At 59.5% G+C, this 15,494-nt stretch carries 14 protein-coding genes; 2 read left to right on the top strand and 12 right to left on the bottom strand.

Annotated features, from left to right (window positions below; genetic code table 11):
- Positions 1–41: 41 nt before the first annotated feature.
- The 4 genes from FKG95_RS14595 to FKG95_RS14580 form a co-directional block, all read right to left on the bottom strand.
- Positions 42–458, bottom strand: coding sequence for a Ros/MucR family transcriptional regulator (locus FKG95_RS14595; protein WP_142897089.1), 417 nt, complete (start codon positions 456–458; stop codon positions 42–44).
- Positions 459–662: 204 nt separating this feature from the next.
- A complete protein-coding gene (locus tag FKG95_RS14590) occupies positions 663–1,154 on the bottom strand; it encodes a GNAT family N-acetyltransferase (protein WP_142897088.1) in 492 nt (163 codons plus the stop codon).
- Positions 1,155–1,204: 50 nt separating this feature from the next.
- Positions 1,205–1,993 carry a tRNA (adenosine(37)-N6)-threonylcarbamoyltransferase complex dimerization subunit type 1 TsaB gene (gene tsaB, locus FKG95_RS14585; protein WP_142897087.1) on the bottom strand — a complete coding sequence of 263 codons (789 nt, stop codon included), beginning with the start codon at positions 1,991–1,993 and terminating at the stop codon, positions 1,205–1,207.
- A gap of 166 nt (positions 1,994–2,159) precedes the next feature.
- A complete protein-coding gene (locus FKG95_RS14580) occupies positions 2,160–2,750 on the bottom strand; it encodes a malonic semialdehyde reductase (RefSeq protein WP_142897086.1) in 591 nt (196 codons plus the stop codon).
- 342 nt (positions 2,751–3,092) lie between these two features.
- Here FKG95_RS14580 and FKG95_RS14575 point away from each other — a divergent pair, with 342 nt between their 5' ends.
- Positions 3,093–4,247, top strand: a complete 1,155-nt coding sequence (locus FKG95_RS14575; RefSeq protein ID WP_142897085.1) for a polysaccharide deacetylase family protein — start codon at positions 3,093–3,095, stop codon at positions 4,245–4,247.
- A 53-nt stretch (positions 4,248–4,300) separates the two neighbouring features.
- On the opposite strand, the gene FKG95_RS14570 is transcribed toward FKG95_RS14575, so the two are convergent.
- The 7 genes from FKG95_RS14570 to murJ all read right to left on the bottom strand — a co-directional run bounded on the left by FKG95_RS14570 (position 4,301) and on the right by murJ (position 11,384).
- Positions 4,301–5,347 (bottom strand): glucosaminidase domain-containing protein, encoded by a 1,047-nt coding sequence (locus FKG95_RS14570; RefSeq protein WP_142897084.1) that lies wholly within the window; start codon positions 5,345–5,347, stop codon positions 4,301–4,303.
- Between the two features lie 87 nt (positions 5,348–5,434).
- Positions 5,435–5,992, bottom strand: a complete 558-nt coding sequence (locus FKG95_RS14565; protein ID WP_142897083.1) for a NifU family protein — start codon at positions 5,990–5,992, stop codon at positions 5,435–5,437.
- Between the two features lie 179 nt (positions 5,993–6,171).
- Entirely contained in the window at positions 6,172–6,690 is a 519-nt protein-coding gene (locus tag FKG95_RS14560) for a universal stress protein (protein ID WP_142897082.1), read from the bottom strand.
- A 9-nt stretch (positions 6,691–6,699) separates the two neighbouring features.
- Positions 6,700–7,491: a TIGR02186 family protein gene (locus FKG95_RS14555; RefSeq protein WP_246116783.1), complete on the bottom strand. Its 792-nt coding sequence runs from the start codon at positions 7,489–7,491 to the stop codon at positions 6,700–6,702.
- A complete protein-coding gene (locus FKG95_RS14550; RefSeq protein ID WP_142897081.1) occupies positions 7,488–8,399 on the bottom strand; it encodes a sulfite exporter TauE/SafE family protein in 912 nt (303 codons plus the stop codon). Before FKG95_RS14550 ends, FKG95_RS14555 begins: the two co-directional genes overlap by 4 nt.
- A gap of 267 nt (positions 8,400–8,666) precedes the next feature.
- Positions 8,667–9,695: a tryptophan--tRNA ligase gene (trpS, locus tag FKG95_RS14545; RefSeq protein ID WP_142897080.1), complete on the bottom strand. Its 1,029-nt coding sequence runs from the start codon at positions 9,693–9,695 to the stop codon at positions 8,667–8,669.
- 129 nt (positions 9,696–9,824) lie between these two features.
- Complete coding sequence (murJ, locus tag FKG95_RS14540; protein WP_142897079.1) at positions 9,825–11,384, bottom strand: murein biosynthesis integral membrane protein MurJ; 1,560 nt, start codon at positions 11,382–11,384, stop codon at positions 9,825–9,827.
- A gap of 184 nt (positions 11,385–11,568) precedes the next feature.
- Between murJ and FKG95_RS14535 the strand changes: the two genes are divergently transcribed.
- Positions 11,569–12,435 carry an amino acid ABC transporter substrate-binding protein gene (locus FKG95_RS14535; RefSeq protein ID WP_142897078.1) on the top strand — a complete coding sequence of 289 codons (867 nt, stop codon included), beginning with the start codon at positions 11,569–11,571 and terminating at the stop codon, positions 12,433–12,435.
- Positions 12,436–12,470: 35 nt separating this feature from the next.
- Here FKG95_RS14535 and FKG95_RS14530 read toward each other — a convergent pair whose 3' ends face one another.
- Positions 12,471–15,338: a [protein-PII] uridylyltransferase gene (locus tag FKG95_RS14530; RefSeq protein ID WP_142897077.1), complete on the bottom strand. Its 2,868-nt coding sequence runs from the start codon at positions 15,336–15,338 to the stop codon at positions 12,471–12,473.
- Positions 15,339–15,494: the final 156 nt, after the last annotated feature.

The raw sequence follows: 15,494 nt of genomic DNA, 5'->3' as shown, positions 1-15,494 counted from the left end.
CTTTGCAAGCGCAGGAAACCACGTTGGCAGACTGCTGACCGCTAACGTTTCGAACGGCGGGATTTGGTTCCCAAGCCGATTTGTTTCGCAAGCCGGCTACGCTGCTTCGCGTAATTTGGCGCAACCATAGGATAGTCCTGAGGCAAGTTCCAACGCTCACGGTAGTCTTCAGGCGACATGTCGTAAGCGGTTTTCAAATGCCGCTTGAGCATCTTCAGTTTCTTGCCGTCTTCAAGACATACGATGTAATCAGGCGTAACGGATTTTTTGACGGGAACAACAGGATTCGGGCGTTCCGCCATGCGACCGTCGGCAGCGCCGACGCTCGCCATTGTTTGATAAATTTCCCGAATTAGTTGTGGAAGATCATTTACAGGGATGGAGTTGTTTGAAACATGCGCGGCAACTACCTGGGCCGTGAGTTCCAAAAGCTCGTCCGATTGGGCTTCTTCAGACATTATTTTTTCTTACTCGTTTGTGGACACTAGATTTTTTTGATCTTGGCTTCATATAAATCAACCGCGTTTGTTTTGTCCACCTGTATTATTTTTCAAAAGGATGCGCCTTTTAGTTAGGATCCATTTAGCTAAATATGCATCGAAGACTGGCGTTATGTTGCCCGGTGACCGACGTACCCGAAACGGCGACTCTCGTAACACGAGTTAGGTTTTCGCTTCCGGCCCGGCTTCCAAAGTCAGCGCCATGACCGCCGCATCAACCCGTTGTTGTGGGTTTTTCCGGCGATAGTAAGCAGGCCGGACGGCTGTCTGCGCGAAGCCGGCGCGCCGATAGAGACTTATCGCCGCAGCGTTATCGACGGCAACTTCAAGGAAGACATTCCGCACACCTATCGCCGCCGCATGATTCAAGCCGTGAGAGAGCAGCAGCGAACCGACGCTCCGCCGGCGCGCGGCCTCTAAAACCGTGATGGTCAGGATCTCGCATTCATCCGCAGCCGCCCGGCAGAGCAGGAACCCAAGAGGCGCAGCCGCCTCAAATGCCAGGAAACCAAAAGTTCCAGGTGTGGCGAGGAGTTCGGAAAAGGCCGACACAGGCCAGGGGTCCTGCCCAAAACCATCCGCATGCAATGCGGCAGCCAGAGCCGCGTCGGCCGGACGAAGATCGCGAATCTCGATGGCGCGATCTGAATGCATGCGACTGACTCTCTCTACGGGTTCAGAAACAAGATCTATCGGAATATGCTTTAACTGGAGCGAACGGCGCCGGGCCGTGCGCCAAATGGACGTCCGCCGGGCAAAGTTACGTCAGGCGCACGAAGATAGAGGGGGCCCGGCGCGGGCATATTTCCGTCTGGCAGCGGACGTGACGCCGCGAGCGCGGCCACGCGGGCGGCGTCCGCGAAGCCGCTTCCCCGCGAAACCTCGACCGAACGGCCCGCAGCGCGAAGCGCATCGGCAGCAACATCCGCAGCATCCCCGATCAAAAGCAGGGGTCCGCCGGGCAAAGCGGCGGTCAGAGCCTCCGGCAGCAGGGCCGCAGGCTCAGTCAAAGACTCAAGCCGGCCCATAGCTCCAGAATTGAGGTTTGCAGTCTCAAGGTCTGTAGTCTCAAGATCTGCGGGATCGCGCAGTACGAAAGCCTGAACGTAAAGATCCGCGCGCTTGGCGTCGAGAACCACGGCAAGACTGCGCCCCGCACATTCCTGCGGCAAGGCAGCTGCAGCGACTGCCTCGAAATTGCTGACCCCGATCACGGGTATACCAAGGGCGAGGGCAAAGGCGCGTGCCGTGGCAAGGCCGATCCGCACGCCAGTGAAACCGCCTGGTCCCAGGGTCACGGCAATGGCATCGAGTTGCCCGTAGTCGAGCCCGGTCTGTGCCATCACCTGATCGGCCATGGGCACCAGCCGCTCGGACTGGCCGCGCGACATGGTCTCGAAGCAATGCGCGGCCACCCCGCCGTTGCACCAGACCGCCGCAGAGCAGGCGGCTCCTGCGGCATCGAGAGCCAATATCTTGTCAGGTTGCTTCATCTATCCCACGGATGACGGACACACAGCTATTACCGCCGGAGCATTCCTCAGGCAATCCACCTCTAAAACCCCCGATGAAGGCTCGGGCCCTCATAAATGACACTGGCTGCCGTCACGCAAGGAGAATTCCACCAGAAGTCCCGTGCCCTTGGAAAACCGCATCGTCTTAGAGGATCTGACAGGCCTCGTCGAAATCAAGCCGGGGAGAGCGCGGTCGCAGTTTTGACGCGTCGCCATAGCCAAGATTGCATAGAAAATTGGACTTGAGGCGGCCATCCGGGAAAAACTCGGCATCCACTTTTTCATTATCAAAACCGGACATGGGTCCGCAATCCAGACCCACCGCGCGGGCGGCGATGATAAAGTATGCACCCTGAAGCGAGCTGTTCCGGAAGCCGGTGGTTTCGCAATGCTCCGCTTTGCCCTCGAAATTGGCGCGGACATCACTGTGCGGAAAGAGCTTGGGCAGGAGCTCATAAAACTGCGTGTCCCAGGCAAGAATCGCGGTGACCGGCGCCACCATGGTTTTGTCCGCATTTCCTCTCGAGAGCATTGGACGCAGCCGTTCGCGCGATTCGCGCGTCGTCAGATACAGAATTCGGAGCGGATTACAGTTGAAACTGGTTGGGCCCATCTTGACCAGATCGTAAATCGCCTCGAGCAGGATCGGACTCACGTCCTTATCCAGCCATTCCGAATGCGTTCGGGCATCCCGAAACAGAATCCCCAGATCGGTGTCGCTTAAGATATTGCTCAAGATTCGTTCCCCTTTCAGAGCGGGTGCTCGCACGGCCCGGCGGACGGGGCTGCGATCTGCGCTCTAACACTGTGTTCTTCAACCTCATTCACCGGATCCAGTCTGAAAACGGCGAACACCCCAACGCCAGGCCATCATCACCACGGCCAGTAAACCGGCATCCTTTAGAATTTCGGAAAAGAATAGACCGGTCTGATCCTGAGCGAAAGAGACGCAAAATGCCAACGTTTAGAATGCGATAACAATTGATGTGTTATCAAATTCGCAGGGATTCCATCCGATCGCCACGGGTTATGCGGGCAATTGGAAAGAATTTGTTTAAAATCAAAAGGATGGGTTGGCGTGACATCCCCTGTAAAAACCTCTTCTCCGGTCAGAAAAATCTGTTGGAGCCTTGCGCTCGCGTTGATCCTTGGCGCGAGTCCGGTGGTTTTTGCACCCGTCCCCCCTGCACAAGCCACAACGGCACCGGCCCATAGCACCCCGGACCCGGCTCAACCGCCGGCAAGAACCGAAGCCGATCCGGAAGCCAGACCGGCGGCGGATAATGGTGCCGTTGCCGTCATGTACCAGAGGTTCGGGGAAAGCGGCTTTCCGGCCACCAATATCACACTCGCACAGTTTGAAGCCCATATCGCGGAATTGCAGTCCGGCAACTACAATGTCCTGCCCCTGACCGAGGTGGTGCGCGCCCTGCGCGAAGGACGCACACTGCCGGACCGCAGTGTGGTTCTGACCATCGACGACGCCTACGCCTCGGTGTTCCGCGAAGCCTGGCCCCGGCTGCGGGCGGCCAATCTGCCCTTTACGCTTTTCGTCTCCAGCGATGCCGTAGACCGGAATTATCCGGACTTCATGACCTGGGATCAGCTCCGTGAACTGTCAAAACAGCCGATCGTCACGATTGGGCTGCATGGCTCGAAACACGGCCACATGATCGAGGCGGATTCGGCCTCAAATCTCGCGAGAATCAAAGAAGCCGGGCGACGGCTTCAGGAAGAACTGGGTGCGGCCGCCACGATTTTCGCCTATCCCTACGGCGAATACGGAACCGAACTGGTCGAAGTGGCGCGCGAGGCCGGCTTCGAGGCTGCGGTTGGCCAACAGTCAGGTGCGATCGGCCGCACAGAGGACCTCTTTACCCTGCCGCGTTTTCCCTTAAGCGAGACCTATGGTGGACTCGACCGCTTCCGTCTGACCGTGAACTCCCTGCCACTGCCCGTGACCGACGTCACACCCGGTGACCTTCTGCTGAGTGAGGAGACCAATCCGCCGGCCTATGGCTTTACCGTTACGGCCGAAGTTCAGTCACTCAACGGTCTGCAGTGTTACACGGGCAACCATGAAGTGGTTGTCGAGCAGCTCGGCCTGGACCGGGTGGAAGTGCGCATCGATAGCGCACTCAAACCGGGACGGCGGCGCATCAACTGCACACTGCCCGGGCCGGACCGCCGCTGGCGTTGGCTGGGCAAGCAGTTCTATATCCCGCGTTCGTGACAAGCGATAAGGTTCGGAGCGCCTGTACAGGGAGAGGGCCGTGAGCCGGCGCTCTACAAATCCGCCGGACCGCGAGAAGCCACGAGATCATGGTTGGGGCGCAGGCGCGCCCTGTTGAGGGCGCTCAGATCATTGTCGCGGATCAGACCCCTCAGCGCCTTCACGTAACCGGCGCTTTCCTCTGAATATCGGGTCAAGCTCGATGCGAGTTGACGTCCCGGCGCGTTGGCCGGCTGTTTCCTCAGCTTGGCCCGTTGCGCCCGCAGGTCCTTGTAGGCGTCATGGGTGTTCAGGTTGCGCATGTAGGAACGGACGGCGGCCATCAGGTCCGGAAAGCTTTTCACCCGGTAGGTTTGCCCCTCTGACCGCAAATCAGGCACAAGACCCTCTTCGTCCGGGTTCCAGGTCCGCTGCCCGAAGAGGGCGTTTCCGTCCCGGGCAAAGCGCGACGTCCCCCAGCCGCTCTCCTGAATGGCTTGTGCCATGATCAGGCTGACCGGGATCTCGTCGAGACGCAGCAGCAGGGCGTGCCAATCCCCGGCTTCGGTCTCGTAACGATCATGAACAGCTTCGAGCCAACGGCGATCGACATCGGTGAGTTGAGCGAGGCCGGTCTCTCTCGTTACGGCCGGATAGCGGTCCCTCAGCGCTTCGACATGAGCGCGTTCGGCCCGGAGTTCTTCATTGGCCATCAGGATCAGGGGCAGCATGGCGCCGAAGAAAAGCTTTTTCCTGCGCAGGGTGTCGTCGACTTCCACCAGATCGACTGGAAGGCGACGGACGTAAATCCTGGGAACGGCAGCCGTCTCGGCTCGGACCGCTTGGAGATCGAAATCCGCCTGCTTCAACAAGGCTTCAAAGTGATCGGAAGTGACGGGGCGAATGACCTGGGAACCCGCCAGGGCCCCGGGCGCCGGATGCCAGATGTCTTGCGCGTGATTGCTGTCTTCGATGAGAGACTGACGCACGGGCAACCCCGACAGAAGCGCCGAATATGCCAGGCCGACGATCGCGATGGCGCAAAGCGCAAGCCTGCCGGACAGCGCTCGGCGGGACTGAGATGCGCCGAGAAGGCGGGCGGCGGTGGTCCGTACTGTCATATGCAATCCCAGACAGGTTTAAAGTGTCAGCGGACTTCGTATGTCATCGAGAGAAATGGCGGTCGCCTGCCGGCTCCAATCCTACAGTTACGCGATCGCCCGGACTTCCTGAACCTCGGGGATGTAGTGCCGCAGCATGTTCTCGATCCCCATCTTCAGGGTCGCGGTTGAACTGGGGCAACCGGCACAGGCGCCCTGCATATGCAAATACACGACGCCGCCGTCGAATCCGTGGAACACGATATCGCCGCCGTCCTGGGCAACCGCAGGCCTGACCCGTGTGTCGAGCAGCTCTTTGATCTGAGCGACCACTTCATCGGGCTCCTCGTCTTCCGCTGCTGCAAGGTCAGGCGCTTCATCGGGCAGAAGGACGGGCCGCCCGGCCGTAAAGTGCTCCATAATGACGCCGAGAATAGCCGGTTTGAGCAGATACCATTCGCGATCTTCGCCCTTGGTGATCGTGATGAAGTCGCTGCCGAAAAACACACCGGTGATTCCCTCGACATCGAAAAGGCGCTGCGCAAGTGGTGAGCGCGATGCCGACGAGGCCTCCGGAAAATTCGCCGTCCCGGACTCCACGACCGCCCGGCCGGGAAGGAACTTCAAAGTTGCTGGATTTGGCGTTTGTTCAGTCTGGATAAACACGGCATTTGGCTCCAAGCGGCAGAGCGCCGTAGCGGAGGCCACGGCGGAGATACCCCCTGAATGTGGTCGATCCACGCCTAAAATTCAAGCTGTGAACGCTTAGAAGCAGGTGGGAAGCAGCCATGCGGCTCTGGTGGGCTCGACGAACCCGAGTCATCTAACCGGGGTCACCTGTAAGGTCAGCTGATGCTGTCTATTGTCTCGTCGTCCAGATTATCCGGCACAAGCGTGATCGGCACACGCAACTTGCCCAGAAACTTGCCGGTCAGTGCCACGACAAGCGGACCAGGTCCGCCAGATCCGGTTTTCGCGCCCAGCACCAGGATCGAGACCTGCGGTTCTTCATCCAGCAGTTTGAAGAGCTCATCCCGGCAATCGCCTTCACGCACGTAGAGAACCGGCATGCTGCCGGCCATTTCATGAACCCCGGCCGCCAGCTTTTGAAGCAGCTGCTCAGCCTCGGTCCGTGCTTCTTCCCGCATCAGATCCCCAACCGCCATCCAATGCTGAAAGTCGGAAGGCTCAATCACGTGCAGCAGCGCGACCCGGCCGTCGGTGTTTTTGGCACGGCGGCAGGCAAAACGCAGCGCGTGCTGCATTTCTTCGGACTCGTCGACCACAACCAGAAAAATGCGCTTTGGCTGTGTCGCACTTACCTCTGGTTGGTCCAAACCACTGGGGTTACCGCCGTCGCTCATAGGCCGTTATCAACCTTTTCGGAACACAACATGTCCGATCCATCCTGCCACTAGTGCCACGAGAATCGCAAACAATCCGTACAACGCAGCGCGATTCTGAGCGAAATCAAAGACTTCCGCTTCCAGGCCGACTTTGCTCACCGAAAGCGGCGTGGTCTGCGCCCCGACGACGCGTCCCTCACGCAAGTGAAAAACCTCGACCCGGTAGGTTCCTGTCGGAACATTGGCGGGCAATTCGAGCCGGGTCCGGAACAACCGCTGCCCCAGGAAGTTCACACGGCCGGTCGCGTTCGGGAAGAGACCGCTGCGCTGCTGACTGCGGATCAGACCGGCTTTCCATTGTTCGGCGATATTTGCGGATGCCTTGGTCAAGGGCGGGGCGATGGGCAGGTATTCCACTCCCATTTGATGACGTCTGCGGATTGATTCGCTGGCCACATCTTCGAGAGGGCGGGAGGAAGCAACCGCATAGAAACCGGGCACGTTTTCAATCGTCATGGAGGCTGTATTGATCCAGATCCCCGCAACACGGCTCTTGCGGTGCATCAGAACAGGTTGGCTTGGGCCCCGCACGATCACGACAATGTCTCCCGGCTGTTCCGTAGCGCCGAACAGCAACACACTGGCACCGGAGAAACCTGTCGTGATGGCAATCAAATGATCCGAAAGGTCCGCCACCAAGTCCGCGCGGGCCGGAAAGGCGCGGTACAGCGAGGCTGCGCCAATCACCAGAATCAGGGACAACACCGCCGTCCCGGCCATGATTTTGCGAAACCGCGGAGAGGCAAGGGCCCAATTCATAGCGGAACCCCCAGAGAGTAAATGTCGACCGGCGGCGTGAAGAGATCCACGAAAAGCTTGGAACACACCGCAACCACCAGGATCCCCAGCAGCAGGCGCAGCCAATCGCCCTGAAGGCGGCTGCCGATCCGGGTTCCGATCTGCGCGCCGACAACACTCCCGACCAGCAGCAGCATGGCCAGAACCACATCCACGGTCTGGTTCTGGGCCGCCTGCAGAAAGGTGACATTCGCGGCCACGAAGATGATTTGAAACAGGGACGTTCCGATCACCATCGCGGTCGGCATACCGAGAAGGTAGATCATCGCGGGAACGAGAATGAAACCACCGCCAACCCCCATGATCGCCGAGAGCACCCCAACACCGAAGCCAATGGCGAGGGGCACCAGCGCCGAAATATAGAGCCGCGATTTCCGAAAGCGGGTCTTTAGCGGCAAGCCATGGATCCAGGAATGCTGATGGAGCTTCCGGGGCGCAGCCTTACGCCGCCGCCGCATCATGGCCCGTGTGCCCTCGATCATCATCAAAGCGCCGATGGTGCCCAGAAAAATCACGTAGCAGAGATTGATGACCAGATCGATCTGGCCCAGGCTGCGCAGCAGGGAAAACAGGCCGACACCAACCGTTGAGCCGGCGAAACCACCGCCCAGGAGAACCCATCCCATCTTGAAGTCGACGTTACCGCGGCGCCAATGCGCAAAAACACCTGATACGGAGGAGGCGATCACATTATTGGCCTGGGTGGCGACGGCGACCACCGGCGGAACACCAATGAAGATCAGCATCGGGGTCATCAGAAACCCGCCGCCAACCCCGAACAGACCGGACAGAAATCCGATAATGCCGCCCAGCCCCAGCAACAGAAAGGCATCAACAGAAAGCTCGGCGATCGGAAGATATACCTGCATCGCTTTACAGAACTGAGATTAGGCGTAGCGATCGCGGCATAGCGGCGCTTCAAACTGAAATGAAAGCATGATGTGTTAGTGCGACCGCGCAGCCGCTCTATATCACGTCAAACTTACTTGTTTTTCGTCAGAACGCCAATGGTTTAGGCAGTCTTTATTTGGCGCACGCGAAAAAACGCAGCCGAAATCACTCGATTCGCGGGTAAATTCCGCGTCTCTTAAAATAGATAGGCGCTGCAGGCCTCCGACTGTCCCGGATCTTCGACCTCAGGGCCTCAGGAAGCCGACAACGTCGTAGACTTCCCGCAACACCGGCTCCGCGACTTCACGTGCCCGGGCAGCGCCGTCACGCAGAACGTCATCCACGTGATCCGGCGCGTCGGTCAAACGTTTCATCTCCGAACCGATCGGTCCGAGATTTTCGACCGCGACCTCGGTCAACGCCTTTTTGAAGTCGGCGAATCCCTTCCCCTCGAAGTCACGCAGAACCTCGCCGAGTTCCACGTCGGCAAGGGCTGCATAAATCGTCAGAAGATTGAACGCCTCGGGGCGCGCCCGGCGCAGCTCCTCGTCCGGCTTGCCATCGTCACCGAGGATCTCCGGTCCGGGAATCAACTCCGAATCACTCGTCGCTTTGCGGATCTTCTTGGCGACCGCGTCCGCGTCATCGGTCATGGTGATCCGGCTGTAGTCTGAGGGATCGGATTTACTCATCTTCTTGCTGCCGTCGCGCAGGCTCATGACCCGGGTCGCAGAACCGAAGATCAGAGGCTCGGTCACGGGAAAGACCTCGCGGCCAAAATCGCCGTTGAATTTGATGGCAATGTCGCGGGTGAGCTCCAGATGCTGTTTCTGGTCTTCGCCGACCGGGACGTGGCTGGCTTTATACGCCAGGATGTCGGCCGCCATCAGGGTCGGGTAGGCGTAGAGGCCGACACTCGCGTTCTCCCGGTGCTTGCCTGCCTTTTCCTTGAACTGAGTCATGCGGTTCATCCAGCCGAGCCGCGCCACGCAGTTAAAGATCCACGCAAGCTCGGCATGGGCCGAAACCTGGCTCTGGTTAAAGATGATGCTCTTCTTAGGGTCGATGCCGGCAGCCAGGTAAGCTGCGGTCACTTCGCGCGTATTGGCCACCAGTTCCTTCGGATCCTGCCAGACCGTGATGGCATGCATGTCGACAACACAGTAGATACAATCGTAATCGGCCTGCAGGCCAACGAAGTTTCTGATGGCACCCAGGTAGTTGCCCAGATGCAGGTTACCGGTCGGCTGTACGCCCGAGAAGATGCGCTTCATAACTCTTGATCCAGATGAAAGAACGGCTGTGCTGCGGGCGGGTTATCGCCGCTGATGGGTGGCGCGGTCAAGGTCTGCTTGGCCCCCCGCTCAGCCACGGCGGGATAGGCGGCCAATCAGACCCGACAATCAAGCCGAACCTGAGTTTGCCCGGCGGCGCAGCAGACCGCGAAGGGCGTCGCGGTCCGCCGCCCCCGAAACCAGCGCCAATCCGCCGTAAAGGATCAGTCCACCGCCCACCAGGAGAGCGAGTGCCAGAATCCTGAGCTCCTGGGAAGCTTCGAACCAGGCGCTCAGCTCAGCCGCGCCGAACCAGAGCGCAATGCCCATGGTAATGGCGGTCACGGCGATGCGGGGCAAACGGCGGCGCAAAGCCCGGTCGGTTTTCAGAAACCCGAGACGGCCGAGCCGTCCGCCCAGCAGGAAAGCATGAAGCCAGGCGGATGCTGAGGTTGCCATCGCGATGCCGACGTGGCCGAAAGGCCAGAAGAGCGCGAGACTGAGCGCGATATTCAAGCCGATGGAGATCAGCGCCATCTTCAAGGGCGTGACTGTATCTTCGCGGGCATAAAAGGCCGGCTGGAAGATCTTGATAAGGACAAAGGCGGGGAGTCCGGCGGCGAAAGCCGCGAGGGCCAATGAGGTCGCCTCAGTCGCAGTCCGGTCGAACGCACCACGCTCAAAGAGCACGATCGTGATGGGTTCGGGAATGACAATCAGCGCCACCGCCGCGGGCAGTGTCAGCAGCATGGCCAGCTCCAGCCCCCGGTTGAGACTGTGCATCGCGGCCTCGTCGGCGCCGGCGCGCAGTTTCCGGCTTAAGTCAGGTAAGAGGACAACACCGAAGGCAATGCCGATCAGGCCCAGCGGCAATTGATAGACCCGATCCGCGTAGTAAAGATACGACACGGCACCGGCCTGGAGCGTAGCGATGATTGTCCCGACCAGCAGATTGATCTGAATAGCACCGGCCGACAACATACCCGGCAGCATCAGCGCGAGCAGCCGCTTGACGCCCTCGGTAAGCCGCGGCAGGCGCAGGCGCAGGCTCATGCCGGCCCGCGACGCCGCAATGATCAGCATCAGAAACTGGCCGACCCCGGCGATGGCGACGGTCCAGGCCAGAAGATGCCCCGGCATGCCTGAAAAGGGCAGAACCAGCGCAAGGGAGACAATGAAGCAGATGTTCAGCAGAACCGGTGCGGCGGCGGCGGCAGCGAAACGGTAGAGCGAATTGAGGATGCCCGACAGAAGCGCCACCAGGGACATGAAAAGGAGGTATGGGAAGGTGATTCGGCTGAGCTCGACCGTGAGCGCAAATTTCTCCGGGTCGTCCTCAAACCCCGGTGCAAGACCGTACATCAGCCAGGGCATGGCCAGCATCGACAGAACACAGACGAACGCGACGACAGTGAGCAGAACAGCCAATGTATGCTCGGCAAAGGCCTTGGCCGCAGCCTCTCCCTCCTGTTCGAGGCGTTTGGCAAAGAGCGGGACAAAGGCCGCATTGAACGCGCCCTCGGCAAAGAGCCGGCGGAACAGATTGGGCAGCTTGAAGGCGACAAAAAAAGCATCGGCCACAGGGCCGGTTCCGAGCACGGCCGCAATCAGGATGTCGCGAACGAAGCCCAGCACCCGGCTCAGACCGGTGTAGCCACCCACGGTGGCCAAGGAACGAATCAATGCCATACCCGCGCGTTTCTAGAGCAATCCGCGTTCGAGTGAAAGCTCACAACATCAAATCCCGACACGACTTCGAGCGAGACCGGAGGTCTTGCAAAACTTGCCGAAACAGAAACGGGAACGAATATCGTGCTATAAGGACGGGAACAGACAAGAACGCGCGCATTCACGCAGCCGGGAGGAGTGGGGTATGAAAAGAGGGTTTGGATCTGCAGCACTTGCTGCGCTGGCCATAGCCGCAACGGCTGCGTTTGGAGGCTCTAGCGGGGAGGCCGCGGCAGGCGCCCTGGAGCGCCTGCAAAACGGTAAGATCAAAATCGGCTACCGGGAAGATGCCGCCCCCTATTCCTATAAGAATACGATTGGAGAGGCGGCAGGTTATACCGTCGACCTCTGCCGGGCCGTGGTCGCGCAGCTAAAGGCGGAACTCGAGCTCCCTGAAATCTCGATCGCCTATGTCCCGGTGACTTCGAGCAATCGTTTCAAGGCTGTCCAGAATGGCCAGGTCGACCTGCTGTGCGGTGCCGCGACTGCGACCTTGGCCCGGCGCGACGTAGTGGACTTTTCCATTCCCGTTTTCATCGATGGTGCCGCCGTTTTGACCAAGGTCGACGGCCCAAAGAACTTCAGCAGCTTGAAGGGTCATAAGATCGGCGTCCTGGAAGCGACCACGACGGAGAGCCTGCTGCGGGATATTGTCAACAAGACCGACCTGCAGTCGGAAATTGTGACGGTCGCCAACCACCAGGATGGGCGCGAGAAGCTGGAGGGCGGAGAGATTTCAGCCTACTTCTCGGACCGCGCTCTGCTGGTTTATCTGGCAGCACAAAGCAGCCAAGCGAAGTCGTTGCATGTGGGCACCAGATACTTCTCGCATGAGCCCTACGCGCTGGCCATGAAGCGGGGAGACAGCAACTTCCGTCTCGCGGTCGACCGCGCCCTCAGCCGCATTTACCGCTCCGACAGCATCTCAGCGATCTTCGACAACGCCTTTAACGGCGCGAAACCCAGCGACATACTCAAAGCAATGTATCTGGTCAGCGCCTTGCCGGAATAGCGCGGGAGTAACGCCGGTCAGCGCGGCTTAAACAACTACTCCGCGGCCGTCTCCGGTTTGCGCCGCGTCTCGCGCGTGGGTTTCTTCGCCGCAGCCGGTTGCTTTGAAGCTGGCTGCTTCGAGACAGCCGCCGCCGCACAGTCGGTGCTCTCCAGAACTTCGAGCATCTTTTTTCGAATGCGGGTGAGCTTGGCTTTGTTGTCAATCTTGGAGCCCAAGGCGTCTTTGACATAAAAGACATCGACCGCATGCGCGCCATAGGTCGCGATCCGTGCCGTGGAGATCATCAGGTTGAGACGGGTGATGGCCGTCGTCAGATAGTAAAGCAAGGCAGGACGGTCGCGGCCGTTGACCTCAATGACCGTGTGCGTTGCGCTGGCTTTGTTGTCTATCAGCACCCGGGGCGCGACCTTGAAAACCCGATAACGGCTGGGGATTGTCGAACGCTGCCTGGCCAGTTCCTGCACGGGGCGCATTCCACCGGACAGGACCTTTTCGATGTTGGCCGACAGGCGGGCGACCCGTTCATCGCTGTCCAAGGCACCGCCTTCGGCCGCGTCTTGTACGTAGAAGCTGTCGAGCGCCATGCCGTTTGCCAGTGTGATAATGTTTGCGCCTTCGATGGATACGCCACTGACCGCCATGGCCCCTGCGATCCGGCTGAAGAGACCCGGGTGATCGGCCGTGTAGATCGTGACTTCCGTCACATCGCGATAGCCATCGACATGGGCATCGATCATGAGCGGCAGTTTCTGGCGTTCGGCCTCGCGCACCAGGTGCGCATGCCGCAGATGGGTCTCTGTATCCGCCGAGAGCCAATAAGAGGGATACCCTCGTTTGATGTGGGCCTCGACCTCCTTCTTCGGCCAATCGGCGATCGCCACGCGCAAGGCTTCCTTCGCGTGTTCGACCCGCTGAGCCCGGCCCTCAGATGAAATGCCGCCGGAGAGGACCTCCTCTGTCCGCCAGTAAAGATCGCGCAAGAGGGCGGCCTTCCAGGCGTTCCATACGTTGGGGCCGACGGCGCGGATGTCGGCGACCGTCAGCACCAGCAGCAGTCTGAGGCGCTCCGGCGACTGCACCAGAGCCGCAAAATCCTGGATCGTCTTGGGGTCGTCGATATCGCGTTTGAAGGCGGTATCGCTCATGGCCAGATGATACAGCACAAGCCAGGCGACGGTCTCGGTTTCTTCTGCGCTGAATCCCAAACGCGGGCAGATTCGGCGCGCAACCTTGGCGCCGACTTCCGAGTGATCGCCGGGCCGGCCCTTTGCGATGTCATGCAGGAAAACCGCGACATAGAGAACCCGGCGCGACAGCACTTTGTGCACCACCTCGGTGGCAATCGGCGCTTCCTCGGAAAGACGGCCCTGCTCGATATCGTGCAGAATTCCGATCGCGAAGATCGTGTGCTCGTCCACCGTGTAGTGGTGGTACATATTGTATTGCATCTGCGCCACCACCCGGCCGAAATCGGGTATAAAACGGCCAAAGACGCCAGCCTCGTTCATGCGCCGCAAAGTGGTCTCCGGATCTTCTTCGGCACAGAGAATCTGCAGGAAGATCTTGTTGGCTTCCGGATCCTCACGGAGCGGCTTTTTGATCAGCTTGAGATTCTGGGTGATCCATCGCAGGGCCTTGGGATGGATGTCCAGATCGTGTTTCTGGGCAACGGCAAAGATGCGCAGCATTTCGATCGGCGCGTTTTCGAAGACCGAGGCATCCTTTACAGACAAGCGTTCTCCCTCGAGCCGGAACCCGCTGAAGGATCTGCGGCGCGTCAGGGAAGGCAGGCGAAAGCGCGAGCGCCGATTATGTTCCGCCTCCAGGGTCGCACAGAAAATCCGGGTCAGGTCCCCGACGTCCTTTGCGATCAGGAAGTAGTGCTTCATAAAGCGTTCGACGCCCTGGGTTCCGGCATGATCCGTATAGCCCATCCAGTCGGCGAGGGACTTCTGGACGTCGAAGGTCAGGCGCTCTTCGGCCCGGCCGGTCAGATAATGCAGCGCACAGCGCAGGGTCCAGAGGAAAGCCTGTGCCTTTTCGAAGCGGCGCACCTCCTGGCGTGTAAACACCTTCTGATCGACCAGCCGCGCGATGTCGTCGACGTGGTAGAGAAATTTGGCGATCCAAAAGAGCGTATGTAGGTCGCGCAAGCCCCCTTTACTTTCCTTGATATTGGGCTCGAGAGAATAACGGGTGCCGCCGTTGCGTTTGTGGCGCAGATCCCGCTCGCTCAGCTTTGCCTCAATGAACTTGGCACCGCCCTGAGACTGCAGATCCGACTGAAAGCGCTTGCGCAGCTCGATGTAGAGACTCTGATCACCCCATAGCCAACGGGCTTCGAGCAGACTGGTGCAGATCGTAACGTCGGATTTTGCCTGCCGGATACACTCTGAAACCTTGCGGGTCGCGTGCCCGACCTTGAAGTTCAGATCCCAGAGGAAATAGAGGATCGCCTCCACGACCTGCTCGCTGCGCGGGGTCATTTTGTACGGCAGCAGAAACAGCAAATCGACATCGGATTGCGGCGCCAGCTCGCCGCGGCCATAGCCGCCGACGGCAACAAGCGACAGGACCTCTCCTGTCGAGGGGTTCGCACTTGGAAAAAGATGGGTGGTCACGTGGTCGTAGACGACTCTGATCAACTGGTCCACGAGATAGCAATTCGAACGCACGACAACCGTGCCCGAAGCGCGCTCGTCAAAACGGCGCCGCACCTCGCTCCGGCCGTTCTCCAGAGCATCTCGCAGGGCCGCGAGGATATGCGTGCGCACATCCAGGTCGGAACCGCCTTCTTTGACGATATCCTCAATCCGGCCCAACAGCGCGCGCCGGTCGATGATCGCGCGTTTGTTGCGCACCTCAGTCTCGAAGGGCTCTTCAGGCAGAAGCTCTTGCATGTCCAATTCCGCAGTTAGACAGGATTCACACCAAATCGCAAAACACCGGCTTTAGCAAGCGGGCACGCCCGTTCCGGCAACGATCGAAACTGCGAGACGGCCGCGAGCGACGATCGGAAACGAATCACCTGTCCATTAAGTACTCTGCTCTCAATC

This window comes from Denitrobaculum tricleocarpae, from assembly GCF_007004665.1.
GTDB lineage: Bacteria > Pseudomonadota > Alphaproteobacteria > Kiloniellales > Kiloniellaceae > Denitrobaculum > Denitrobaculum tricleocarpae.
Note: the sequence above shows the minus strand (reverse complement) of the source record. Positions and strands in the feature narration are given on the sequence as shown.

Coding starts and splice junctions, on each gene's coding strand:
- FKG95_RS14595 (WP_142897089.1), bottom strand. CDS start 458: ATGTCTGAAGAAGCCCAATCGGACGAGCTTTTGGAACTCACGGCCCAG.
- FKG95_RS14590 (WP_142897088.1), bottom strand. CDS start 1,154: ATGCATTCAGATCGCGCCATCGAGATTCGCGATCTTCGTCCGGCCGAC.
- tsaB (WP_142897087.1), bottom strand. CDS start 1,993: ATGAAGCAACCTGACAAGATATTGGCTCTCGATGCCGCAGGAGCCGCC.
- FKG95_RS14570 (WP_142897084.1), bottom strand. CDS start 5,347: ATGACAGTACGGACCACCGCCGCCCGCCTTCTCGGCGCATCTCAGTCC.
- FKG95_RS14560 (WP_142897082.1), bottom strand. CDS start 6,690: ATGAGCGACGGCGGTAACCCCAGTGGTTTGGACCAACCAGAGGTAAGT.
- FKG95_RS14555 (WP_246116783.1), bottom strand. CDS start 7,491: ATGAATTGGGCCCTTGCCTCTCCGCGGTTTCGCAAAATCATGGCCGGG.
- FKG95_RS14550 (WP_142897081.1), bottom strand. CDS start 8,399: ATGCAGGTATATCTTCCGATCGCCGAGCTTTCTGTTGATGCCTTTCTG.
- trpS (WP_142897080.1), bottom strand. CDS start 9,695: ATGAAGCGCATCTTCTCGGGCGTACAGCCGACCGGTAACCTGCATCTG.
- murJ (WP_142897079.1), bottom strand. CDS start 11,384: ATGGCATTGATTCGTTCCTTGGCCACCGTGGGTGGCTACACCGGTCTG.
- FKG95_RS14535 (WP_142897078.1), top strand. CDS start 11,569: ATGAAAAGAGGGTTTGGATCTGCAGCACTTGCTGCGCTGGCCATAGCC.
- FKG95_RS14530 (WP_142897077.1), bottom strand. CDS start 15,338: ATGCAAGAGCTTCTGCCTGAAGAGCCCTTCGAGACTGAGGTGCGCAAC.